The sequence below is a fragment of the Demequina flava genome (assembly GCF_000975035.1).
In the GTDB taxonomy this organism is placed as follows: Bacteria; Actinomycetota; Actinomycetes; order Actinomycetales; family Demequinaceae; genus Demequina; species Demequina flava.
Genome location: NZ_BBRA01000001.1, coordinates 182,336 through 204,133, shown reverse-complemented (window position 1 = coordinate 204,133; position 21,798 = coordinate 182,336). Strand labels below are relative to the sequence as shown.

General features: G+C 65.5%; 25 protein-coding genes and 1 pseudogene. 25 read left to right on the top strand and 1 reads right to left on the bottom strand.

Features of this window, described 5'->3' with window-relative positions; genetic code table 11:
• Nucleotide 1: 1 nt before the first annotated feature.
• The 12 genes from AOP74_RS00975 (at nucleotide 2) to AOP74_RS00920 (ending at nucleotide 10,919) form a co-directional block, all read left to right on the top strand.
• On the top strand, nucleotides 2-379 hold the full coding sequence (locus tag AOP74_RS00975; RefSeq protein WP_061960465.1) for a hypothetical protein: 378 nt from the start codon (nucleotides 2-4) through the stop codon (nucleotides 377-379).
• A 145-nt stretch (nucleotides 380-524) separates the two neighbouring features.
• Entirely contained in the window at nucleotides 525-1,754 is a 1,230-nt protein-coding gene (locus AOP74_RS00970; protein WP_061960464.1) for an ammonium transporter, read from the top strand.
• 2 nt (nucleotides 1,755-1,756) lie between these two features.
• Nucleotides 1,757-2,095 carry a P-II family nitrogen regulator gene (locus AOP74_RS00965; RefSeq protein ID WP_061960463.1) on the top strand — a complete coding sequence of 113 codons (339 nt, stop codon included), beginning with the start codon at nucleotides 1,757-1,759 and terminating at the stop codon, nucleotides 2,093-2,095.
• A 20-nt stretch (nucleotides 2,096-2,115) separates the two neighbouring features.
• The gene (locus tag AOP74_RS00960) at nucleotides 2,116-3,882 is read left to right on the top strand and encodes a [protein-PII] uridylyltransferase family protein (protein WP_061960462.1); all 1,767 of its coding nucleotides are present in this window, start codon (nucleotides 2,116-2,118) and stop codon (nucleotides 3,880-3,882) included.
• Nucleotides 3,883-3,944: 62 nt separating this feature from the next.
• Nucleotides 3,945-5,537, top strand: coding sequence for a signal recognition particle protein (gene ffh, locus AOP74_RS00955; protein WP_061960461.1), 1,593 nt, complete (start codon nucleotides 3,945-3,947; stop codon nucleotides 5,535-5,537).
• 5 nt (nucleotides 5,538-5,542) lie between these two features.
• Nucleotides 5,543-6,634 carry an amidohydrolase family protein gene (locus AOP74_RS00950; RefSeq protein ID WP_061960460.1) on the top strand — a complete coding sequence of 364 codons (1,092 nt, stop codon included), beginning with the start codon at nucleotides 5,543-5,545 and terminating at the stop codon, nucleotides 6,632-6,634.
• Complete coding sequence (locus AOP74_RS00945) at nucleotides 6,631-8,007, top strand: ferredoxin reductase family protein (protein ID WP_061960459.1); 1,377 nt, start codon at nucleotides 6,631-6,633, stop codon at nucleotides 8,005-8,007. Before AOP74_RS00950 ends, AOP74_RS00945 begins: the two co-directional genes overlap by 4 nt.
• Before the next feature lie 4 nt (nucleotides 8,008-8,011).
• Complete coding sequence (locus AOP74_RS00940) at nucleotides 8,012-8,482, top strand: FMN-binding protein (protein ID WP_236683690.1); 471 nt, start codon at nucleotides 8,012-8,014, stop codon at nucleotides 8,480-8,482.
• Nucleotides 8,479-9,285 (top strand): FAD:protein FMN transferase, encoded by an 807-nt coding sequence (locus tag AOP74_RS00935; RefSeq protein WP_061960457.1) that lies wholly within the window; start codon nucleotides 8,479-8,481, stop codon nucleotides 9,283-9,285. Before AOP74_RS00940 ends, AOP74_RS00935 begins: the two co-directional genes overlap by 4 nt.
• 92 nt (nucleotides 9,286-9,377) lie before the next feature.
• On the top strand, nucleotides 9,378-10,010 hold the full coding sequence (locus AOP74_RS00930; RefSeq protein ID WP_061960456.1) for a hypothetical protein: 633 nt from the start codon (nucleotides 9,378-9,380) through the stop codon (nucleotides 10,008-10,010).
• Between the two features lie 181 nt (nucleotides 10,011-10,191).
• On the top strand, nucleotides 10,192-10,686 hold the full coding sequence (rpsP, locus tag AOP74_RS00925; RefSeq protein WP_061960455.1) for a 30S ribosomal protein S16: 495 nt from the start codon (nucleotides 10,192-10,194) through the stop codon (nucleotides 10,684-10,686).
• A gap of 2 nt (nucleotides 10,687-10,688) precedes the next feature.
• Nucleotides 10,689-10,919, top strand: a complete 231-nt coding sequence (locus AOP74_RS00920; protein ID WP_061960454.1) for a KH domain-containing protein — start codon at nucleotides 10,689-10,691, stop codon at nucleotides 10,917-10,919.
• 69 nt (nucleotides 10,920-10,988) lie between these two features.
• Here AOP74_RS00920 and AOP74_RS00915 read toward each other — a convergent pair whose 3' ends face one another.
• Nucleotides 10,989-11,399 carry a hypothetical protein gene (locus AOP74_RS00915; RefSeq protein ID WP_061960453.1) on the bottom strand — a complete coding sequence of 137 codons (411 nt, stop codon included), beginning with the start codon at nucleotides 11,397-11,399 and terminating at the stop codon, nucleotides 10,989-10,991.
• A gap of 97 nt (nucleotides 11,400-11,496) precedes the next feature.
• Here AOP74_RS00915 and rimM point away from each other — a divergent pair, with 97 nt between their 5' ends.
• The 13 genes and pseudogenes from rimM to AOP74_RS00850 all read left to right on the top strand — a co-directional run bounded on the left by rimM (nucleotide 11,497) and on the right by AOP74_RS00850 (nucleotide 21,703).
• Entirely contained in the window at nucleotides 11,497-12,030 is a 534-nt protein-coding gene (rimM, locus tag AOP74_RS00910; protein ID WP_061960452.1) for a ribosome maturation factor RimM, read from the top strand.
• On the top strand, nucleotides 12,027-12,728 hold the full coding sequence (gene trmD / locus AOP74_RS00905; RefSeq protein WP_061960451.1) for a tRNA (guanosine(37)-N1)-methyltransferase TrmD: 702 nt from the start codon (nucleotides 12,027-12,029) through the stop codon (nucleotides 12,726-12,728). Before rimM ends, trmD begins: the two co-directional genes overlap by 4 nt.
• A 132-nt stretch (nucleotides 12,729-12,860) precedes the next feature.
• Nucleotides 12,861-13,208 (top strand): 50S ribosomal protein L19, encoded by a 348-nt coding sequence (gene rplS / locus AOP74_RS00900; protein WP_061960450.1) that lies wholly within the window; start codon nucleotides 12,861-12,863, stop codon nucleotides 13,206-13,208.
• Between the two features lie 59 nt (nucleotides 13,209-13,267).
• Nucleotides 13,268-13,930 carry a signal peptidase I gene (gene lepB, locus AOP74_RS00895; RefSeq protein WP_439645056.1) on the top strand — a complete coding sequence of 221 codons (663 nt, stop codon included), beginning with the start codon at nucleotides 13,268-13,270 and terminating at the stop codon, nucleotides 13,928-13,930.
• A 3-nt stretch (nucleotides 13,931-13,933) separates the two neighbouring features.
• Nucleotides 13,934-14,641 carry a ribonuclease HII gene (rnhB, locus tag AOP74_RS00890; RefSeq protein ID WP_061960448.1) on the top strand — a complete coding sequence of 236 codons (708 nt, stop codon included), beginning with the start codon at nucleotides 13,934-13,936 and terminating at the stop codon, nucleotides 14,639-14,641.
• Nucleotides 14,642-14,705: 64 nt separating this feature from the next.
• Nucleotides 14,706-15,029, top strand: a complete 324-nt coding sequence (locus tag AOP74_RS00885; RefSeq protein WP_061960447.1) for a DUF2469 domain-containing protein — start codon at nucleotides 14,706-14,708, stop codon at nucleotides 15,027-15,029.
• A 51-nt stretch (nucleotides 15,030-15,080) separates the two neighbouring features.
• Nucleotides 15,081-15,569, top strand: coding sequence for an MFS transporter (locus tag AOP74_RS12405; RefSeq protein WP_061960446.1), 489 nt, complete (start codon nucleotides 15,081-15,083; stop codon nucleotides 15,567-15,569).
• A 48-nt stretch (nucleotides 15,570-15,617) separates the two neighbouring features.
• Nucleotides 15,618-16,712, top strand: a pseudogene (locus tag AOP74_RS12000) (MFS transporter); the annotation flags it as partial.
• Nucleotides 16,709-17,299, top strand: a complete 591-nt coding sequence (locus AOP74_RS00870) for an ArsR/SmtB family transcription factor (RefSeq protein ID WP_061960444.1) — start codon at nucleotides 16,709-16,711, stop codon at nucleotides 17,297-17,299. The pseudogene AOP74_RS12000 and the gene AOP74_RS00870, both read left to right, overlap by 4 nt.
• Entirely contained in the window at nucleotides 17,296-18,573 is a 1,278-nt protein-coding gene (locus tag AOP74_RS00865) for an MFS transporter (protein ID WP_082095914.1), read from the top strand. Before AOP74_RS00870 ends, AOP74_RS00865 begins: the two co-directional genes overlap by 4 nt.
• Before the next feature lie 69 nt (nucleotides 18,574-18,642).
• Nucleotides 18,643-18,999 (top strand): YraN family protein, encoded by a 357-nt coding sequence (locus tag AOP74_RS00860; protein WP_082095913.1) that lies wholly within the window; start codon nucleotides 18,643-18,645, stop codon nucleotides 18,997-18,999.
• Nucleotides 18,996-20,519 (top strand): YifB family Mg chelatase-like AAA ATPase, encoded by a 1,524-nt coding sequence (locus AOP74_RS00855; protein WP_061960443.1) that lies wholly within the window; start codon nucleotides 18,996-18,998, stop codon nucleotides 20,517-20,519. Before AOP74_RS00860 ends, AOP74_RS00855 begins: the two co-directional genes overlap by 4 nt.
• Nucleotides 20,516-21,703, top strand: coding sequence for a DNA-processing protein DprA (locus tag AOP74_RS00850; protein WP_061960442.1), 1,188 nt, complete (start codon nucleotides 20,516-20,518; stop codon nucleotides 21,701-21,703). Before AOP74_RS00855 ends, AOP74_RS00850 begins: the two co-directional genes overlap by 4 nt.
• Nucleotides 21,704-21,798 lie beyond the last annotated feature (95 nt).

Below are 21,798 nucleotides of genomic sequence, written 5' to 3'. Positions count from 1 at the left end.
CGTGAGCGATCCGCTCGACGAGAAGAGCATCGACTGGTTGCCACAAAACGGCACGCCTGTCGAGATCGTCAACGCGTACTGCCGCGCATGGGACGAGGCCAACTACCGCGCCCTGCTGTGGATCACGACGGCACATCTGCTCGAGTCGCTCGGGATTAACTCCCGCGAGCAGTTTGCGGACAGCGCCGCGGACTACGCGGAAGAGGCCGAGTCCGCCCAACGCATGGTCACGGACTTCACGATTGACGGCAACAAAGCGACGGTTGTGATGGTCGAAACGGTGCTGGATGGCACCGACTACATCACCGACACCCTCACCTATGGACTGGTCGTCGATCCGGACGGCGACTGGGTCGTCGACTCAGTTATCGCCAATTAGTTCCCCATATTTGTTGTCGCAACAGAGTTTTTACCTGAGAGAGCCTGTTGTAACAGTCGCGAAACACAATGGCCGCGCAGGGGCAACAGCAGTGCGGAAGTGTGACTCCTGACTCGCCGAGGGGCGGGAACAAAGGAGAAGCAGAATGGACAGCGGCAACATTGCCTGGCTCCTGACCTCTGCGTCGCTCGTGCTCTTGATGACGCCTGGACTGGCGTTCTTCTACGGTGGCATGTCGCGCGGCAAGTCGGTGCTGAACATGATGATGATGAGCTTCGGCGCGATCGCGGTTGGCGCGGTTGCCTGGGTGCTCGTAGGTAACTCGATCTCGGTCGGAGAGTCCATTGGCGGACTGTTCGGTGACCCAAGCACGGACTTCCTGCTTCAGTCGTCGTTCGTGTCTGGAGATGGTGAGGCACTGATCGCGACCGGCTTCGGTGCGACCTTCGCCATCATCACCGTGGCCCTGATCTCCGGTTCGGTCGCGGACCGCATGAAGTTCAGCGCCTGGATGGTCTTCGCCTTCGTGTGGGTCATCCTCGTTTACTCGCCCGTCTCGCACTGGGTCTGGGGCGGCGGCATCCTCTCGGATGGCGGCCCCATCTTCAGCGAAGACTGGTTCCCGCAGGACTTCGCCGGCGGTACCGTCGTGCACATTAACGCTGGTGTTGCTGGCCTCGTGCTGGCACTGCTGCTGGGTGTCCGTAAGGGCTTCGGCAAGGTGCCCATGCGTCCCCACAACCTTCCGTTCGTCATGCTGGGCGCCGCCCTGCTGTGGTTCGGCTGGTTCGGATTCAACGCTGGTTCGGCCTTCGCTGCTGACGACTCGGCAGCTGCTGCCTGGGTCAACACCACGACTGCTGCTGCAGCCGCCATCCTTGGTTGGTTGCTGACGGAGAAGATCCGTGACGGCAAGGCCACCTCGCTCGGTGCCGCTTCCGGTGTTGTTGCCGGTCTGGTCGCCATCACTCCCGCTGCTGTGGCAGTGGACCCGTGGGGCGCGCTCCTTATCGGTGCCTTCGCCGGTGTGTTCTCCGCACTCGCTGTTGGCCTGAAGTTCAAGTTCGGCTACGACGACTCGCTTGACGTCGTGGGCGTTCACCTTGTTGCCGGTCTCTGGGGCACCGTGGCCATCGGCCTGTTCGGTACCACCACCTTCGGTGCTTGGGACGGACTCCTGCTCGGCGGCGGTCTCGGCGGACTCTGGGCACAGATCGTGGCAGCTCTCGTGACGATTGTTTACGCCGCGATTGCTACGCTGATCATCGGTCTTGCTATCAAGTACACGATCGGCCTGCGCGTCAGCGAAGAGGTCGAGATCTCGGGTATTGACCTCGCCGAACACGGTGAGACGGCCTACGAGGAGGCGAAGTAGCCATGAAGTTGGTCACAGCGATCATTCAGCCACACCGCACGGACGAGGTCCGCGCAGCTCTCGAAGCCGCAGGCGTCAAGGGCGTCACGGTCTCCGAGGCAGCCGGATACGGCCGCCAGAAGGGTCACACCGAGGTCTACCGCGGTGCTGAGTACACCGTGGACCTGGTGCCTAAGGCTCGCATGGAGGTCCTCGTCGACGACGCAGATGCCGCCAGCGTGACCGAGGCAATCGTCTCGGCAGCGCAGACCGGCAAGATCGGCGACGGCAAGGTCTGGACCGTGTCTGTTGACGACGTCGCCCGCGTTCGCACTGGCGAGCACGGCTCCGACGCTCTGTAAATGGGAGTCATGCAGAACTAATGGAGACACCCCCCAGCACTGCTGAGGGCTCCGACGCTGAGGTCCCGCACCCTTCTGGGGTGCGGGACCTCAAGCGCGTCAGGGCGGACCTCGCTCAGCAGCTTTTCGATGATGGCGTTCTTGGTCCTGAGCGCCGGGCCGCACTCACGCGCCTTGTGCGAGAGCGTCTTATCCAGCATTGGAACGAGGCCGATGCTCCGGCTGAGGGCGTTGCCCTCGCTGCGGTCGGGTCGTTGGGCCGTGGAGATATGGGCCCTGCCTCCGACCTCGACTTGGTGCTCTTGCACGACGGTCGCACGCTTGACGATGCCGGGCTCGGCGAACTCGCGCAGCGGCTGTGGTACCCGATCTGGGACACCGGCCTCGAGCTCGATCACTCCACGCGGTCGATTACCCAGTGCCGGCAGGTCGCATCCAAGGACCTCGCCGCCGCAGCCGGACTGTTGGACGTGCAGCCGCTGGCTGGAGACGATGCGCTCGTCACCCAGGCCCGCGCGGCCATCTATCAAGACTGGCGCGCCGCCGCCCGCAAGCGCCTTCCTGAACTCCTCGCCGCCTCGCACGCACGCACCGAGCGTCACGGCGAGATTGCCTACCTCATCGAGCCCCACCTCAAGGAGGCCAGGGGAGGCCTACGCGATTACGCGAGCCTTCAGGCACTGAGTGCGACGTGGCTGACCGACAAGCCCCACGGTGCTGTCGACGCGGCCGCCGAGCACCTGCGTGACGTGCGCGACGCGATCCATCTTGTCTCTGGCCGTCCTGTAAATATCTTGGGCCGGCACCTGGCCGATGACGTCGCCCAGGTGATGGGGATGGCCGATGCTGATGATCTGTTGGCATCCCTTGCCCAGGCCGGGCGCACGGTCGCCTTTGCGGTAGATACGACGGAGAGGGGAGCGCGCCGTTCGCTCGAGCGTTCCGGAATCGGCTCGCGCGCATGGAAGGCACGGCGGCAGAGGTCAGCGCCGCGCCACTTTGAAGTGGCGCCGGGGCTCATCGATGTTGACGGCGAGCTCGCATTGGCGCCCAAGGCTGAGCTGGATGCGTTGCTCCCAGCGCGCGCCGCGGGAATCGCCGCCACAACGGGACTTCCCCTCACGCCGGGCACGCTCGAAGCCCTTGCCGAGTGCCCCGACCTCCCGGCACCGTGGCCTGCGGAGGCTCGCGAGCACTTGCGTGAGTTGCTGCGCGGTTCCAATCACCTGGTGAATGTGTGGGAGGCGATCGACCTGTACGGCCTTGCCACGCGCTGGGTTCCCGAGTGGGAGGGCGTGCGCAACCGTCCGCAGCGCAGTCCGGTCCACCGCTTCACCGTGGACCGCCACATGATCGAGGCAACGGCGCTGGCGGGAAAGATGCGCCGGCACGTTCCCGATCTCGACCTTCTCGTCGTCACCGCCTGGCTCCACGACATCGGCAAGCGCCCCGGCGCCACCGATCACTCCGCTGATGGCGCGGAACTGATCCCCGGCATCGGCTCCCGTCTTGGCCTGTCCGACCAGTTCACCGCCGACGTGACCCTCCTTGTCCGGGAGCACCTGACCCTGGCCGAGTTCGCCACGAAACACGACCCCGCAGACCCGACCACAGCAGCGGCCCTCCTGGATCGCCTGGACGGCCGTGTAGATCTCCTCGATACGCTGCGGGCGCTGACGGAAGCCGATGCTCGGGCTGCCGGCCCCAAGGCATGGACCTCGTGGCGGGCCAAGCTCGTGGACACGCTGACCGACAACGCGAGGGCGCAGCTGGCGAAGCGGGCGTAGCGGCCACGGTCCCTCGGCACGCCGGTAGGCTATGCACCTGAAGCACTTTGAAGGGACAGTACGTGTTCGCCAACCTCTCCGACCGATTGACGTCGACCTTCCGCAACCTGCGGGGCAAGGGTCGCCTCACTGAGGCAGACATCGACGGCACCATTCGGGAGATCCGTCGTGCCCTCCTGGACGCCGACGTCGCCGTGCCCGTCGTCCGCACCTTCACCGGCAACATCCGTGAGCGTGCCCTGGGCGCCGAAGTCTCCGGTGCGCTGAACCCCGGCGAGCAGGTCGTCAAGATCGTTAACGAGGAGCTCATCGCCATCCTCGGTGGCGAAGCGCGTCCGCTGCAGTTTGCCAAGACTGGCCCCACGGTCATCATGCTGGCCGGTCTCCAGGGTGCGGGTAAGACCACTCTGGCCGGAAAACTCGCGCACTACCTGAAGGACCAGGGCCAGACGCCAATGCTGGTGGCGGCCGACCTCCAGCGACCCAACGCTGTGAACCAGCTCCAGGTCGTTGGTGAGCGCGCGGGTGTTCCCGTGTTCGCGCCGGAGCCGGGTGTGACCCGCGAAGGGGAGCGCGTCAAGGGCAATCCCGTCAAGGTCGCAAAGAAGGCGATGAAGGAAGCTGCCACCAAGCAGCACTCCGTCGTGATTGTTGACACCGCGGGTCGCTTGGGTGTTGACGCCGAGCTGATGAAGCAGGCCTCGGACATCCGCAAGGCCGTAGAGCCCGACGAGGTTCTGTTCGTCATCGACGCGATGATCGGTCAGGACGCCGTTGCTACGGCCACCGCGTTCGACGAGGGCGTCGACCTCACCGGTGTCGTGTTGACCAAGCTCGATGGCGACACCCGCGGTGGTGCGGCGCTATCGGTGCGCGAAGTGACCGGCAAGCCGATTCTGTTCGCGTCCACCGGTGAGAAGCTCGACGAGTTCGAGGTCTTCCACCCGGACCGCATGGCTAGCCGCATCCTCGACATGGGTGACATCCTCACCCTGATTGAGCAGGCTGAGAAGTCCTTTGATCAGGACGAAGCCCAGCGCATGGCCGACAAGGTCTCCAAGGGCGAAGACTTCACCTTCACCGACTTCCTGTCGCAGATGCAGCAGCTCAAGAACATGGGCTCCATGAAGAAGATGCTGGGCATGTTGCCTGGTATGGGGCAGATGCGCGACCAGATCGAGAACTTCGACGAGCGCGAGCTTGTGCGCACCGAGGCCATCGTCCAGTCCATGACGCCGCTTGAGCGCGACAACCCCAAGGTGCTCAATGGATCGCGTCGCTCGCGCATCGCGGCCGGTGCCGGCACCACAGTCACCGAGGTCAATTCGCTCGTGAAGCGTTTTGAGCAGGCACAGCAGATGATGCGCGCGATGTCCGCCGGTGGGGGCATGCCGCAAATGCCAGGTCAAGGCGGCGGTGCTCCCGGTGCGTGGGGCGGAATGCCCGGCGGCAAGAAGTCCAAGGGCAAGCAGGCTCCGCAGAAGAAGGTCAAGGGCAAGTCGGGCAACCCCGCCAAGAGAGCTCAGCAAGAGGCCGCCGCCAAGTCTCGGGCGTCTGGCCAGGGCGCGCAGGGAAGCGCGTTCGGACTCGCAGAGAAGCCCAAGTTTGACCCCAAGGACCTCGACACCGACTTCAGCAAGTACCTCGGGAAGTAGTCGCCGTGGAGGCGCTCCACTTCACCGGGCCCGTGCTGGTCGACGACGACACCGTCGCCGACCAGGCCTGGTCCGTGGGTGGCCGCCTCACGTTTGAGCAGCCCCGTCACAGCGGGGAGATCACCACGGTCGGCGGGTTCGTGGTGCCTGGACTTGTCGACATGCACTGTCACGTGGGCTTGGACTCCGGTGGGGCGACGGATCCGGAGCTGGCCGTCAAGCAGGCGACGCTCGACCGTGACGCCGGCACACTTCTTATCCGAGACGCGGGTAGCCCGCTCGACACATCTTTTGTGCACGCCCGCGAGGACCTTCCCCGGCTCATCCGGGCCGCACGTTTCATCGCCCGCCCCAAGCGCTACTTGCGCTACTACGCACGCGAGGTTGAGCCCACCGAACTTCCCGACGTCGCGGCAGAGGAAGCCGCCAAGGGCGACGGGTGGATCAAACTCATCGCGGACTGGATCGACCGCGACGCGGGAGACCTGACGCCGCTGTGGACGCCGGAGCAACTGCGCGAGGCGCTTGTCCGTGTCCATGATGCTGGTGCCCGCGCCACCGCGCACACGTTCTCAACCGAAGCCATCGGGCCGCTACTGGACGCTGGCATCGACTGCATCGAACACGGCACCGGCATGACCGCGGAGCACATGCGCGTGGCTGCCCAGCGCGGCGTCCCGGTGGTGCCGACCATGCTGCAGGTGGACAACTTCATCGGCTTCGCGGACGCGGGTGCGGCCAAGTATCCGGAGTACGCGGCACGTATGCGGCGCATGCACGAACGTCGCTACGACCACGTACGTGACCTCCACGACGCTGGGGTCATACTGTTGGTGGGGACCGATGCTGGGGGAACCTTGGGGCACGGACTGTTGCCACAGGAGGCGGTCGAGATGGCCCGCGCCATTCCTGACGCCGAGGTGTTGGCCGGCGCGACGTGGCGGGCGCGACGGTTCCTTGGCGTGGACACGCTCACCGAGGGGGCGTCCGCTGACCTTGTGGCCTATCCGCGTGACCCGCGCGAGGACATCTCTGTGCTGCATGAGCCGGACGCGGTCGTCCTCCGTGGCCGCGTCGTCGCAGGCCGGACCGCATGAGCTCGACACGGCAACCGGCTCTGACTCTCCTGGAAGATCGTCGCCGCCGGTCGGCGCGCCGCTCTTGGTGGACCGACGGGCTCGAGGCCGCAGTCTGGCTCGCTGCCGTGACCGGAATCGCGCTCATGATCGCCTCCGGCGGTGTCGCCTACGCGACCTCCCCGGCCGACTGGCTGTATGCGGCAGGCCGCGCGTTCGGCATCGTGGCTGCTGTCCTGATGATGGCGCAGGTATTGCTTGCGTCGCGGGTGCCGTGGGTGGAGCGGGCCATCGGGCACGACCGGGCCATTGCAGTGCACACCAGGTGGGGCAAGGTCGCGATTGTCCTGATGCTCGTGCATCTGGCCATCATGACGACCGTCACCGCCTCGTACGACGGGCGCTCAGTCGGAGCGCAGGTGTTCGCGTGGCCCGAGTACGGCTGGTGGATGCTCGCGGCGCTCGTGGCTGCAACGGCCTTCATCGTCGTCCTCGTCACGTCGCTGACGGCAGTGCGACTGCGGTGGCCTTATGAGCGCTGGCACGCGGTGCACATGCTTGTGTACATAGGCGTGGCGTTCGCGGTCCCGCACCAGTTCTTAGAAGGCTCGACATTCCGCGCAGGCGGTATCGCGTGGTGGTTCTGGGCCGTGCTGTGGACACTGTCGATCGGTTCGTTCGTACTCTTCCGTCTCATTCGCCCGGTCGTTCGCATTGGGCGGCACGGGCTCATGGTGGAGTCGGTCACGCCACTGGCGGACGGCAGCACCACGGTGACGGTCGCCGGCCGCAACCTGGACCGACTCAAGGCGCAACCCGGGCAGTTCTTCCTGTGGCGCTTCCTCAGCCCTGAGCTGCGGACGCAACAGCATCCATACTCGCTGTCTGCCGCGCCCGGGGACCGTCTGCGCATTACGGTCAAGCCATCGGGGTTCGGGTCGACCGCGGTGAAGAACCTCACGCCGGGAACCAGGGTCATGGTGGAGGGGCCGCTAGGAATCTTCACTCATCAGTCCAGAACTCGTAGCGCGCTCGTGCTGGTCGCCGCCGGCATCGGAGTCACACCTGTGCGGTCGATGCTCGAAGAGTGCGAACCCGGCGACGACGTCACGGTCATTGTCCGTGCACGTTCACGCGACGAGGCACCGCTGCTAGATGAAATTGAGGACCTCGCGACTGCGCGCGGGGCCACAGTGCACCTGCTCCTGGGATCGAGGGGCCAGACGTGGGGAACGCGCGAGAATCCGGCGTCCATAAGCGATCTGGTCGCCTCACCCCAAGACGCAGACGTCTACATTTGCGGACCCCGGGGATGGGCGCAGGTCGTTGCTGCCGATGCGCTCGCGGCGGGCGTCGCGCCAGCTGCAATTCACCGTGAAGAGTTTGGGTGGTGATGGTGTGAAGCGCGCAAGAGCTGTGATGGTGGGAGGCGCCTCCGCGGTGATTCTCGTTGGAGGATTTGCCGCGGCCCCGCAACCCACAGCGAAGGAGACTGACGGGCTCGCCGAGTCCGATGCTGACGGTACAACGACGGGGGAGCCTAGCCCTGCCGCTGAGGCGAGCGAAAGGGAGCAGGGGGCCGATGCCGCAGTCACCGGGACCTTCGATGGTCCAGTCGTGTCGAACATCCGCGGTGACTATCAGGTTCAGTTGACGTTCGAGGCGGGGGTTCTCGTGGCTGTCGACTATCCGGTCGCCGGCACCGAGGCGGCCGAGTCGCGACGCGTCAACGACATGGCGTTGCCCATCCTTGAAGAAGAGTTCCTCGAGGCTCAAGACTGGGACGTGGAGCATGTCTCGGGTGCCAGCTACACCTCGCCGGCCATGATCGAGTCCGCTCAGGGGGCGTTTGAGGACGCCGGGCTGTGAGCGACGGACCCACGCCGAGCCCGCCCCGGCCGACCCATGCGCGCACGGTCACCGCGATGGCGATGGACTTCACCTTGACCGTCGTGGGCGACGTTGCCGACGCCTCCCTGGATACCGTGATGCCGCATGTCGACAGCGACCTCCAATGGGTCGACGCTGTGTTCTCGACGTTCCGCGAGGATTCGTGGATATCGCGCATGGGGGCAGGCGCCGCGACAGTGTCCGATGCGCCACCCGCCGTTGCCGAGGTGCTCGACCTATGCGAGCACTTTCGAGAGGAAACGGGCGGCCACTTCGACGCACGCACTCCTGACGGGCGCATCGACCCCACCGGAATCGTGAAGACGTGGGCGATGCAACGCAGCGCGTGGAGGATTGCGCTCCTCGGTGCAGAAGGCTGGTCGTGGGGGTGTGCAGGAGACATCCAAGTTAGTGGCACGCCGCCGACCGATGCCGGGTGGCGCATCGGCGTAGCCGATCCGCGCGCTGAACCTGGGCCCGCGGCACGGACGGTGGCCAAGGTCGTCTTGGGAGGCGGGAAGCGCTCCCCACATGCCATCGCGACATCAGGGAGGGCGACCGCGGGGTCTATCTGGACCCCTCGACAGGAGCGCGGGGCCCAGGTGGCACAGGCGAGCGTCATCGGTCCCGACATTGTTCAGTGCGATGCCTGGGCCACCGCGATTGTCGCCGGCGGCGCAGAGGTGGCCAGACGTGCACCGAAGTACGGCGTCGAGGTGTTGGCACTGCGTCAGGTCGGGGAGCGGATCAAGTCGTCACGCACGCCAGGGTGGCCGGCTTAACAGGCACGATGCGTGCCGTCGATGGCGTATAGGTGCGTCACGACGCGTGAGTGCGGTAGGTTCATAGGCACTTCATTGTCCGAGGGAGTGCGATGGCAAACTCGCTCCGCCGGGTGGGAGTCGTCATGGTGACGGCCGCACTCACGGCTTCTTGTACGGTTCCGTCGAGCCAGGTCTTAAGTGACGCCGCCGCCCACTCGCAGGCGGCTGTCGCGGCCACAGCATCGGCTACGGCCACGGGTGACACCCGTGATCTTGTCCGGTTGTCCGCTCCCGCGCTGTCTAACCTTTCGGGCCCCACGAACGAAGATGGTTCGCTGGGCTCGGGGTGTGAGATTGAGGAAGCTACCGAATTGCCTGACGGGCAGTGGTTCGTGTTCGTCCACGCGGTGGACGAGAGCGCTCACACGTTGACCGTTGACGTTGCTTGCATGTTCGGCGTCAACTCTGCGGCGTGGGAGGCGTACGCAGAGGGCCTGGATGACGATGTCGCGCCGAGCAACCATGTCATTACCAACGACGTGCGTCTGGATATCGAAGTTGAGGTCGCTCGGGACGCGCAGATGTATCTCGCCGCTCACAACTGGGAGCCGGTGGGTTCCGATGTCGCTGCGGAGGACGCGCGCGAAGCCATTACTGAGCGCCGTGCAGCCGGATTGTGGTTGCTCGTTGACGATGCGGTCGTGCAGGCGGTCATCGAGCCGCGGCTGGACGAGTTCGCGTAACCGCGAGGGTTGCACCTGGGCGGTAGCGCCGGTTTCGCGGCAGGGGTCAACATCTGGCACAATGGTGCGTTGGCTGATGTGGCCCTCTACCCGCATCGGCCTTTCGTCTGGCTAGTCCGTCTCCGCGATTTTCCCCGTGGATAGCGGACCGGCTCACACCGAAAATACAAGGAGAACAGCCATGGCTGTGAAGATTCGACTCAAGCGCTTCGGCAAGAAGAAGGCGCCTTTCTACCGTGTCATCGTGATCGATGGCAAGGCCAAGCGTGATGGTCGCGCGATCGAAGAGATCGGCAAGTACCACCCGCTGTCCAACCCCTCGTTCGTCGAGATTGACTCCGAGCGCGCGCAGTACTGGCTCTCGGTGGGCGCACAGCCCTCCGACCAGGTCCGCAAGCTGCTCGAGCTCACCGGCGACTGGGGCACCTTCAAGGGTGACAAGGACGCAAAGTCCACTCTCGAAATGCCTGCAGGCAAGGCCAGCGCAGACGACCAGATCAAGGCGACCGCTGACGCCGCCGAGAAGCTCAAGGCTGAAAAGGCCGCTGAGGCTGAGAAGGCGAAGAAGGAAGCCGAGGAGGCCGCAAAGGCTGCCGAGGCTGAGAAGGCCGCTGAGGCTGACGCCGCCACCGAGGAGCCCGCAGCCGACGAGGCTGCTGAGGCCGAGGAGAAGTAATCGTGGTTGTCGACGTCGTGGAGTACCTGGTTCGTAGCATCGTCCGTCACCCGGACGACGTCACCGTGTCCGAGCGCTCCGGCCGTCGTGGCACCACGCTGAACGTCGTGGTGCACCCCGAGGACCTTCCGCGCGTGATCGGCCGTCGTGGCCGCACCGCGACCTCACTGCGCACCGTTGTCGACGCCATTGCGCGCGACGACGTACGCGTCAACATCGTCGACGTGGCCTAAACCCCTACGTAGCGAGAAAAGCCCCCGTCACCGTGAGGTGGCGGGGGCTTTTGCGTGGAGCCGAGGACCTTACGTGTCGAGGAACCACTGCGATGCGCTGCGGTGGTTCAGCAACGCCAAGATCAGCGCAGCCCACGCGATCGAGATGACGGCCTGCCACAGCGGATACCCCGGAATGGAGATCAGTCCCCAGACATCGAGGCCGATGCGGATGACCATCACTGCGTTGATCAGGAACCGCGCGAAGCGTGAGCCATTGCCAAGGCCTATCGCCAGCAATGCGATGAATACCCCGATGATCAGGATGCTCCACGCGTAGATCTCCACGGTGTTTGCCGTGGCATCCACCTCGGACAGGAAGCCGTCCTCGCCCATCGCGAAGAGCCACAGCCCTCCGTTGATCATCATGAGGATCGCGTAGATCCACGTCAGCACGACGACGAAGGTGACGGACCCAGGTCGCACGTTCCGGGGGGCCATGGCAGCTCCTTGTCGGGGGACAAAAGTGTGTTCACGCACCAATGTAGTGCCCTCGCCCGCGGAACTGCCGTGGTGAGCGTCGCCTACCCTTGGACCTATGAAACTGACTGTTGCGCGCATCGGCCGTGCTCACGGGCTCAAGGGTGAACTCACCGTTGAGGTTCGAACCGACATCCCCGAGGACCGTTTGGTCCCGGGCGAGGTATACGAGACGGAGCCGGCCACCGCGGGGCCCCTCACCATCGAGAATGTGCGCACTCAGTCGGGCCGCTGGTACGTCCGCTTCGAGGAGATCGCAACCCGCGAAGAGGCTGATGCCGTCCGCGGCGTGGAGCTGGTTCTCGACGGTGACGAGTCTGACGAAGAGGACGCCTGGTACGTGCATGAGTTGGTGGGGCTGGGCGTGCAGCGCCCGTCCGGCGAGGTCCTTGGTGAGGTTGTTGATCTGCAGTCGATGCCGGCTCAGGACCTGCTCGTGGTGCGGCAGGGCAGTGGCTCGCGCGCGATGATTCCGTTCGTGGAGGAGTTTGTGCAGGAGGTTGACCTCGAGGCCGGGCACGTGATCGTGACGCCCCCGTACGGGCTCCTGGACGGCGAGCAGCCCGAGCAGACAGGGGAGACGCACGGATGAGGATCGACGTCGTTTCCATTTTTCCCGAGTTCTTCTCGGTGTTGGACCTCTCGCTATTGGGCAAGGCTCGTGCCAAGGAACTCGTTGACGCGCACATTCATGACCTGCGCGGCTGGACGTCCGACGTTCACGGCACAGTCGACGATGCTCCCTTTGGCGGCGGGGCTGGCATGGTGATGAAGGCCGATGTGTGGGGAGCCGCACTCGACGACGTCATGCAGCCGGGCGCTCACCTTGTGGTGCCGACACCCGCAGGGCGTCCCTTCACGCAGGCCATGGCGGCGGAGCTGTCGCAGGAACAGCAGTTGGTCTTTGCCTGTGGCCGCTACGAAGGCATCGACGCGCGTGTTCCGCAGCACTACGCCGAGGCGGGATTTACTGTCTCCGAAGTGTCGATCGGCGACTACGTGCTCAACGGGGGAGAGGTCGCCGTGGTCGCGATGATTGAGGCGATCACGCGCCTCATCCCGGGATTCATGGGTAATGCGCAGTCGATCGTTGAGGAGTCACACTCGGACGGGCTGCTCGAATACCCAAGCTTCACGCGACCGGCCTCATGGCGCGGCCTCGACGTCCCCGAGATTCTCTTGAGCGGCCACCACGGCAAGATTGCGCAATGGCGTCACGAGCAGCAGGTGGAGCGCACGCGCGAGCGCAGGCCCGATCTGCTCCCCGGTGAGCCTTCAGATATGGCATAATCGATCTTCGGTGTAAGCGGGGCTGACGCCTGCCACAGGGGGCCTCAGCACATCCCGACTTTTCACCACCACTGAACAAGGCCGTAAGGCAGAGTGCGTGCAGGACCTGTGGCGTGTGCGTAGGAGTAAGTCATGCAGAAGCTTGACCACGTCACCGCGGGCCAGGTCCGCGATGACGTCCCCGACTTCCGTCCGGGCGACAACGTTAAGGTCCACGTCAACGTCGTTGAGGGCAACCGCTCTCGTATCCAGGTGTTCCAGGGCTTCGTCCTGCGTCGCCAGGGTCACGGCATCGGCGAGACCTTCACGGTCCGCAAGGTTTCCTTCGGCGTGGGTGTGGAGCGTACGTTCCCGGTTCACGCCCCCACGATCGACCACGTCGAACTCGTCAGCCGCGGAGACGTTCGCCGCGCCAAGCTGTACTACATGCGCAACCTGCGCGGTAAGGCTGCTCGCATCCGCGAGAAGCGCGAGAACTGATCATCGGCGACACGTCGCACGCACCGGCGGAGGGCTCAGCGCCCTCCGCCGGTCGGCGTCTGTGGGGGTTTATCAAGGAACTCCTAGTCATCGTGCTGTGCGCGCTGGCGTTGTCGCTGATCCTCAAGACGTTTGTTTTCCAGTCGTTCTGGATCCCGTCAGCGTCGATGGATCCCACCCTTCAAGAGAACGACCGCATTCTTGTCACGAAGTGGCGCCCGGACCCCTTGGATCTGCGCCGCGGTGACATCGTCGTCTTCAAAGACCCGGGCGGATGGTTGCCGACCGTCCCCGAGGACACCGACGACACTGAGCTCGAGGCGTTCGGCAAGACCGTCCTGACCTTCACCGGGCTCCTCCCCGAGGACGCCGGAACCCACCTGGTCAAGCGCGTCGTGGGCCTTCCCGGCGAGACCGTGGTGTGCTGCGATGCGGACGGCAACATCACTATCGACGGTGAACCGCTCGACGAGACGTATCTGCCCAGCGACGTTGACCCCTCGCTGAGCGAGTTCGAGACCACCGTGCCCGAGGGCTACATCTGGGTAATGGGAGATAATCGCGCCAACAGCGCCGACTCCCGTGCTCACGTGGGCAACCCCGGCGGCGGCTCCGTCCCGATCGACTCGATCGTGGGAACCGCATTCGCCACGGTGTGGCCGCTGTCGCACTTCCACGGCATCGGGAACCCTTACGAGGACCCCGACGTCGTCACGGACTAGCCCGTGCCCGTCTCCCTCGAATTTGAGCACGACCTCTGGTCTGCCGGCGCGCGCGTGGTGGCCGGTATAGATGAGGTAGGCAGGGGAGCACTGGCTGGCCCCGTGACGGTGGGCGTGTGCGCCGCCGCTGCGTGTGACTCATGGCCAGATGGCCTCGCCGACTCGAAGCGGTTGACGCCCGCGCGCCGCGTGGCGATGGTTGATGCTCTGGCCGAGCACGACGGCACGGGTTTTGGATTGGCCCGCACCGTTGCCCACGCCAGTGCCCTTGAAATCGACCAAGTTGGCATCGTCGGCGCACTCCGCCTCGCCGGGATGCGTGCGCTCGCGCAGGTCTCAGCGCAAGGCATCCGCGTTGACGCCATCCTCTTGGACGGCAAACACGACTGGCTCACGCCCCCGCAAGCCGACCTCTTCGCAAGTGTGGAGCCTGAGGCGACCGCAGCATCGGCCCTCTTCCCGGATGTTCCCGTGCCCCCGGTGACCATGGTGATCAAGGGCGACGACCGCTGTGCGTCGATCGCGGCGGCGTCGATCGGAGCGAAGGTGGAGCGCGACGCCATCATGGTCGCCGCGCACGAGCAGCACCCGCAATACGGCTGGGACGGCAACAAGGGCTATGGGGCCGCCGGTCATCTCGATGCGATTCGGCGGCTGGGTCCGTCCGATTTGCATCGCCGCAGCTGGTCACTGCCCGCGCAAGACGCGTAGGTCGCCAGTCGAATCGCGGCGCGCCGGTCCGCACCAACACGCCCAAGCCACCAAGATGGTTCCTGTGAGCAGTGACGATCTTGAGAACTACGAAACCGCAGCCGAACTGGCCCTGTACCGCGAGTACCGCGACGTCGTGGGGCTCTTTCAGTATGTGGTGGAGACTGAGCGACGTTTCTACCTGTGCAACAAGGTGGACCTAGGCGTGCGCTCGTCCGGCAATGACGTGTACTTCGAGGTCAATATGACCGATGCCTGGGTGTGGGACGTCTACCGTTCCGCACGGTTGGTGAAGAACGTTCGCGTCGTGACGTTCAAGGACGTCAACATCGAAGAACTCGCGCAGGATGACGCGATGCCGGACATCCGTCAGATCAGGGGACGCTGACCGCTGGGTTTTTTTCGCGCCTGGTAAACCCCGGTCGCTAGGGTCGGCGACATGGCGACGACGGCGTCTTCTCAGTCCCGTGCCGGGATTGTCCCCATGTTCATTGGGCTGATGACGGCGATGCTGCTGTCAGCCCTTGACCAGACGATGTTCGCGACGGCCTTGCCCACCATTGTGGGCGAGCTTGGCGGAGTCAACCTGACGCGGTGGGTGACCACTGCCTACATCCTCGCCGCGACCATCATGATGCCGCTGTCCGGGAAGTTCGGCGACCTCATTGGCCGCAAGGGCCTCCTGCTTGCCGCCATCGCCGTGTTCATGCTCGGGTCGGTCGTGGGTGCGCTTGCGACTGACATGCCCGAGCTGATTGCGGGCCGCGCGATCCAGGGCCTCGGCGGTGGTGGCCTCATGGTGCTGTCCCAAGCGATCATTGCGGACGTCATTCCAGCCCGCGAGCGCGGGCGCTACATGGGCATCCTCGGGTCCGTCTTCGCATTCTCGTCTGTGGCGGGCACGAGTACGACTGGATCTCGCCCATGATTATCGGTCTCGCGATCGTCACGGTGGCGGCGGCAGTCGCGTTCGTCGCCGTCGAACGCGACTGCCGAGCCAGTCCTGCCGCTCGAGTTGTTCCGCAAGCGCAATTTTGTCCTCACCACCGCGGCCGGCCTGCTGATCGGTATCACGATGTTCGGCACGCTGACCTACATGCCGACGTACATGCAGATGGTCACCGGCGTTAACACCACGGAGGCTGGTCTGTTGCTGGTGCCGATGATGGGAACCATGCTGGTCACGTCGATCGTGGCGGGCCGCGCGGTGAGCCGCACCGGAAGGTACAAGAAGCTGCTCGTTGCGGGCGCAGGCATCTCGACGATCGCGCTGTTCCTGATGTCGACGATGGTGTGGGATGAGCCGCTGTGGCTGACGTGCACGTACCTGGCCATGGGCCTGGGTATGACGATGCAGAACCGCGTGCTGGTCGTGCAGAACACCTTCCCGCTGAAGGTCGTGGGCACGGCGACGTCCTCGAACAACTACTTCCGCCAGATCGGCGCCTCGCTGGGCGCGGCGCTGGTGGGTTCGATGTTCACCGCGAACCTCACGGGCCTGTTCCAAGAAAGGCTTCCGGCCGATGCTGTGGAACAGTCGGGCGCTGACTTCAACTCGATCACGCCGGAGGCGGTCGCGTCGCTGCCAAATCCGTATCACGACATCGTGGTGAGCTCCTATAGCGATGCGCTCGCACCCGTGCTGGGCCTGATCGCGCCACTGACCCTGATCGCCATGGTTCTCCTCATGTTCGTTGAAGGGGTTCCGTTGCGCACGCACATTGACCGTGACTTTGGGCCGGGGGAGGCGCTGGACCGCGACGGGCAGTGGGAGTCGGACTACACCGCGCCCGCGACGCACGAACTGCGCGCGGTGATCCTCGAAGATGCCAGCGCTGACGCGCGAGAGCTCGCGCGCGAACTGGATGCCGAGGCAAAGGCTCTGCTTGCGCAAGATTCTCAGGCGAGCCCGGGCCCGGCGAGTCTTCCGACTCGGGACCAGAATCCGACGGCGAGCCTCCCGCCCGAGCCTAGTCAGCATCGGCCCTCCACCCCGCGAGTACTCAAGCGCGGCCTGATCGCAAAGAAAGTGTTGCAAAGGTTTCTTTGTAGTCGTATCGTTTCCGTATGACCACACCGCAACGCAGAGTTGATGCCGCCGCACTGAAGGGTCTTGCGCACCCCATGCGTGTGGATCTGCTGGACGCCCTCGTCGTGGGTGGGCCAGCGACCGCCAGCGCCTTGGCTGAGCAGTTGGGTGAGTCGTCCGGCGCCACCAGCTATCACCTGCGCCAGCTCGCGCGCCACGGCTACATCGAGGACGACCCTGACCACGCGAGTGGGCGCGAGCGGTGGTGGCGAGTCGTTCATGGTGGCATGACCATTGCGGCATCGGGGATGGGGGACGACGCCGCTGCGCGTGAAGCCGTGGGAATGGTCGCGCGTCAGTTCATTGACCAGCGGGCTCGACGGGCGGACGCCTTCATTCGCGCGGGCGAAAGGGGTATGGGCGCTGACTGGGTTGACGCGTCTGTGCTGAGTAGTGCGACCGCCTCGCTCACGCTCGAAGAGATGGGCGAACTGTCCGAACTGCTCATGGACACTCTGAGTGACTTTCTTGATCCCAGACGTGAGCGCGACACGCCTCACGGTGCACGCCGCGTCGCAACGCACATCAACGTCTTCCCGCTCGAGGGAGAGCCGGAGAGTGGGTCATGACCCGCGCGGGCCTGGGCGCTGACTTCGGCAAACTCTTCACCGCCGCCATCAGCTCGAATCTTGCCGACGGCATTGGCCGCCTAGCGATCCCACTCACCGCGGTCGCGCTCACTCAAGACCCCCTCGCAATCGGCCTGCTGACGGCACTGACGTACGTTCCGTGGCTGATCTTCGGAATCCCCTCGGGCATGTTGGTCGACCGCATCGACCGCCGCAAAGCGATGGCCATCGCGAATGTCGCGCGGATGCTGACTGCCGCGCTCGTGGCGGTGTCGATCGCCACGGGCACAATCTCGATCGCAATTCTCGCCGCAGCGACGCTCTTTCTCGGCATGGGCGAGACGCTGTTTGACAACGCCACCAATGCCGTCGTGCCCTCGCTGGTACCGCGCAAGAAGTTCGGTGCAGCCAACGGGCGGATCCAAGCGGCCCAAGTGGGCGTCGACATGTTCGTCGCCACCCCGCTCAGCGGGCTCCTTTACGCCATCGCCGTGGCCCTGCCGATGATCGTCTCGGGCGCGGGATACATCGTCGCCGTGGTCCTCGTCCTGGCCCTTCCCGTCGCTGCCGCCGGACCTCGCGCGGTGCCAGGTGAGGAGGCGACTGCGCCGATTCCATTGCGCGAGGCGATGCGATTCTTGTGGAACCACCGGTATCTGCGGTCCGTCACGCTCTTGACGACGGCCATCGGTGCCTCGATCGCACTTGCCCAGTCCGTGACCGTTCTCGTGTTCGTGGAGCACTTTGGCGTCACCGAGGCGGCCGTGGGTGTCGTGACCGCGGGGATTGGTGTCGGTGGGCTCGCGGGCTCGCTATTGGCAGGCCGGCTTATGCAGCGACTGGGGTACGGGCGGACGTTGGTCGGGGGCTCAGTCCTGGGCGCCGTCGGCCTCATCGTTGTCGGTGTCGCGCCCTGGCTATGGCTGGCAATGGTGGGCTACGCCATCAGCGCCTTCGGAATCTCGACATGGAATGTGCCGTGGGCGACTTTGCGTCAGGTCATCATTCCCGACCGCATCCTGGGGCGCGTCGTGGGCGCCATCCGCACGGTCACCTGGTTCTTCATGCCGATCGCCACGATGCTCGGCGCGTGGATTGCCCGTGCGTACCTTCCCGTTCCCTTTGTGGTGGGTGGCGCGATCGCCTTGGTTGTTTCGCTCGTTGGCATCCCGCTCCTGATGAGGGCCGATGCTGAGGTTGCCTTGGCCAGCGAGCAAGACGTGGACAGTGGGAGCGCTGCCGTCGTCCCCAAGGAGACCGACGCCGTCGTGTAGTCCACCGTTCCCTCTCCGGTACTAGTGGCCTCCGGACCCGTGCGCGAGTGTCGTTGCGGAGGTGCAGACGTGACGACAGCACAAGAAGTGGGGCGCTACGGCGAGCAGGTAGCCCGCGCGTGGATGGTGGAGCGCGGGTGGCAGGTGCTCGCGAGTAATTGGCGGTGCGCGGAGGGGGAGATCGACATCGTGGCCGCCGACGGCGGAACGCTTGTGATCGCTGAGGTCAAGACGCGGCGCAGCGTGTCAGCGGGGACTCCGCTGGAGGCAGTTACCCCACATAAAGTCTGGCGCCTGCGGCGCTTGGCTGGCGTCTGGCTCCATAGCCATCACGCGCGGTGGCGGGATGTCCGCATCGACGTCGTCGCAGTCCGTGTCGGCGCCAACGGTCGCACCGACGTCGAGCACGTGCGCGGTATCGAATGATTGGCCGGACGCGCTCAGTGGTCCTGACCGGCGTGACGGGCCACGTGATCGAGGTCGAGGCTCACGTGGCGTCGGGATTGCCGGCCTTCACGATCGTTGGCTTGCCCGACGCGGGCCTCAGCGAAGCGCGGGACCGCGTGCGCGCGGCCTGTTCTTCGTCGCACATCTCCTGGCCGGCGCGCCGCGTCACGGTCAACCTCACACCAGCGTCCCTTCCAAAATCGGGCGCTGGCACCGATTTGGCGGTGGCGATTGCCGCGCTCGCGGCCGCTGGCGAGATCGATCCTGCACGCGCAGCCGCCTGCGTCCACGTCGGCGAGTTGGGCCTCGACGGACGGGTGCGCGCGGTGAGGGGGATCCTTCCCTCGGTTGCAGCGGCGGTGAAGGACGGTGCGCGCACGGTGGTGGTGCCCCAAGGGAACGTCGCCGAGGCGCGCTTGGTGCCCGGAGCGACAGTCGTGGGCGTGCGCTCGCTCGCTGAGGTGGCGCTGCGCTACGGCTGCAGGACCGCTGTTGAGGACCCGGTAGCGGCACGCATGTCTGTAGACGTGGCTGAGCGTCCGGCGCAGCGTGCGACCACGAGGGATATGTCAGACGTGCGTGGCCAGCCAGAGGCGCGTCAGGCCCTGGAGGTCGCGGCAGCGGGCGGGCATCACTTGCTGATGGTGGGCCCTCCAGGGGCCGGCAAGACCATGCTGGCGACTCGTCTGCCCGGACTGCTGCCGGACCTGTGTGATGCGGATGCCGTCGATGCAACCGCAGTGCACTCGCTCGCGGGCACCTTCGATCCTGGCGGGGGACTCATGCGAAGGCCCCCGTTCGAAGCCCCGCATCACTCCGCTTCAGCGGCCGCCATCGTGGGCGGAGGGAGTGCGTGGGCGCGGCCCGGCGCAATCTCGCGCGCACACGGCGGGGTGCTCTTCCTCGATGAGGCACCCGAGTTTGGCTCTCGCGTACTGCAGACTCTGCGTCAGCCGCTCGAACACGGAGAGGTCGTGTTGCACAGAGCCTTGGGTGCTTCCTGCTATCCCGCGCGGTTTCAGCTCGTTCTAGCCGCCAACCCCTGTCCATGCGGAAAGTTCGCGGGCTCTGGTGAGCACTGCGACTGTGCGCCCATTTCTCGTCGTCGATACTTCAGCCGGCTCTCAGGCCCTTTGCTGGACCGCATCGATCTTCAAGTCGAGGTGCGGCCGGTGCGTCGGGGCTTTGACGAGTCTGGAGAAGACAGCGCATCGATCGCCACACGGGTGGCGGCGGCACGAACGCATGCCGCCGAACGCCTGAATGAGCATGGCTGGGTGACGAACTCTCAAGTGACTGGCACGTGGTTACGCGCACACACGCCGCGAGGTGCGGTTGCAGATGTGCTGCGAGCGCTCGACACTGGCGTCATCACGGCTCGTGGGGCCGACCGCGTGTTGCGTGTCGGCTGGACGCTGGCAGACCTGGCCGGCGACGACAGTCCGTCTGTGGATCACGTCGCGGCGGCTATGGCGCTGCGCACCAGGGTGGCGTCATGACAGCGCGGGAGGCCTTCGCCGAGCTTCACGTCGACACTTCCGAGGCGGATGCATGGGTGACGTGGTCGGCGCTCGCTGAGCCATCCGACTCCGTGGCGCAGTGGCTCGTGGGGACCGTAGGCGCGAGTGGCGCGCTCGCATGGCGGCGAGAGGTGGGCATCCACGGCGATGTCTCGCGAGGGCTTCCGCTTGATGTCGACGCCAAACAGCGGGACGCACTCCAGCGCGCCGTGGAGCGCTGGGTGGCGCGTGAAGGCCGGGCGGACCCTGCCCAACTGCTTCATGCCGCCCGCGCTTGCGGAGCTCGCGTGCTCACGCGCGGTGAACCTGGATGGCCGCAGTCCCTGACGGACTTGGGTGACGCGGCGCCCTTTGCACTATGGGTTCGGGGCGACGGCGATGTGGATGCCGCGCTTGCGACCGGGATCGCGGTGGTCGGCGCTCGAGCGGCTACGGGGTACGGCGAACACGTGGCGGCGGAGATGGGTGCATCGATCGCGGATGCAGGACGGCCCGTGATCTCTGGCGGCGCCTACGGGATCGACGCGCGGGCTCACAGGGGTGCGCTCGCGGCCGACGGCATCACCGTTGCGTTCCTGGCCGGCGGCGTGGACCGCCTGTACCCGGCGGGCAACGCGGACCTGCTGACGGAAGTGATGAGAACCGGGGCCGTGGTGTCGGAGGCGCCGCCTGGGTTCGCGCCCCACCGTTCGCGATTCTTGCTGCGCAACCGCCTGATCTCGACGGCGGCGGCCACCGTCGTCGTGGAAGCCGCGTATCGCTCAGGTGCACTATCCACTGCAAGGCACGCGACGGCGATCGCCCGGCCAGTGGCGGCTGTCCCTGGACCGGTGACGAGTGCCTCGTCCGGGGGATGTCACGCACTGGTGCGTGACCAGGAGGCCGTGCTCGTCACTAAGGCTTCGGAAGTCCTGGAACTTGTCGAACCGTTGGAGCAGGCGCTGGAACTCGACCTCAACCTCGGAACCCGCGACGACAGGGTCAACTTCGCGCACCCGCACGATCGTGCCGTATTCGATGTCCTCGGCAGGCGCGGTGCGCTGGTGGAAGAGGTCGTGGTCGGTGCGGGCCTGAGCGCGGGCGAGGCGCTCGCGGCGTTGGGCCGCATGGAACTGTCCGGCACAGTTCAGATGCGGGGGTCTCGGTGGGTTCGGTCCCGATAGGTGACGCCTGTTAAGGTAGTCAAAGCATATTAAACGCCATCAAAATCCAGTGACGCAACGATGTTGATGTGACAAATGTGACAGAAGGGGTTGAT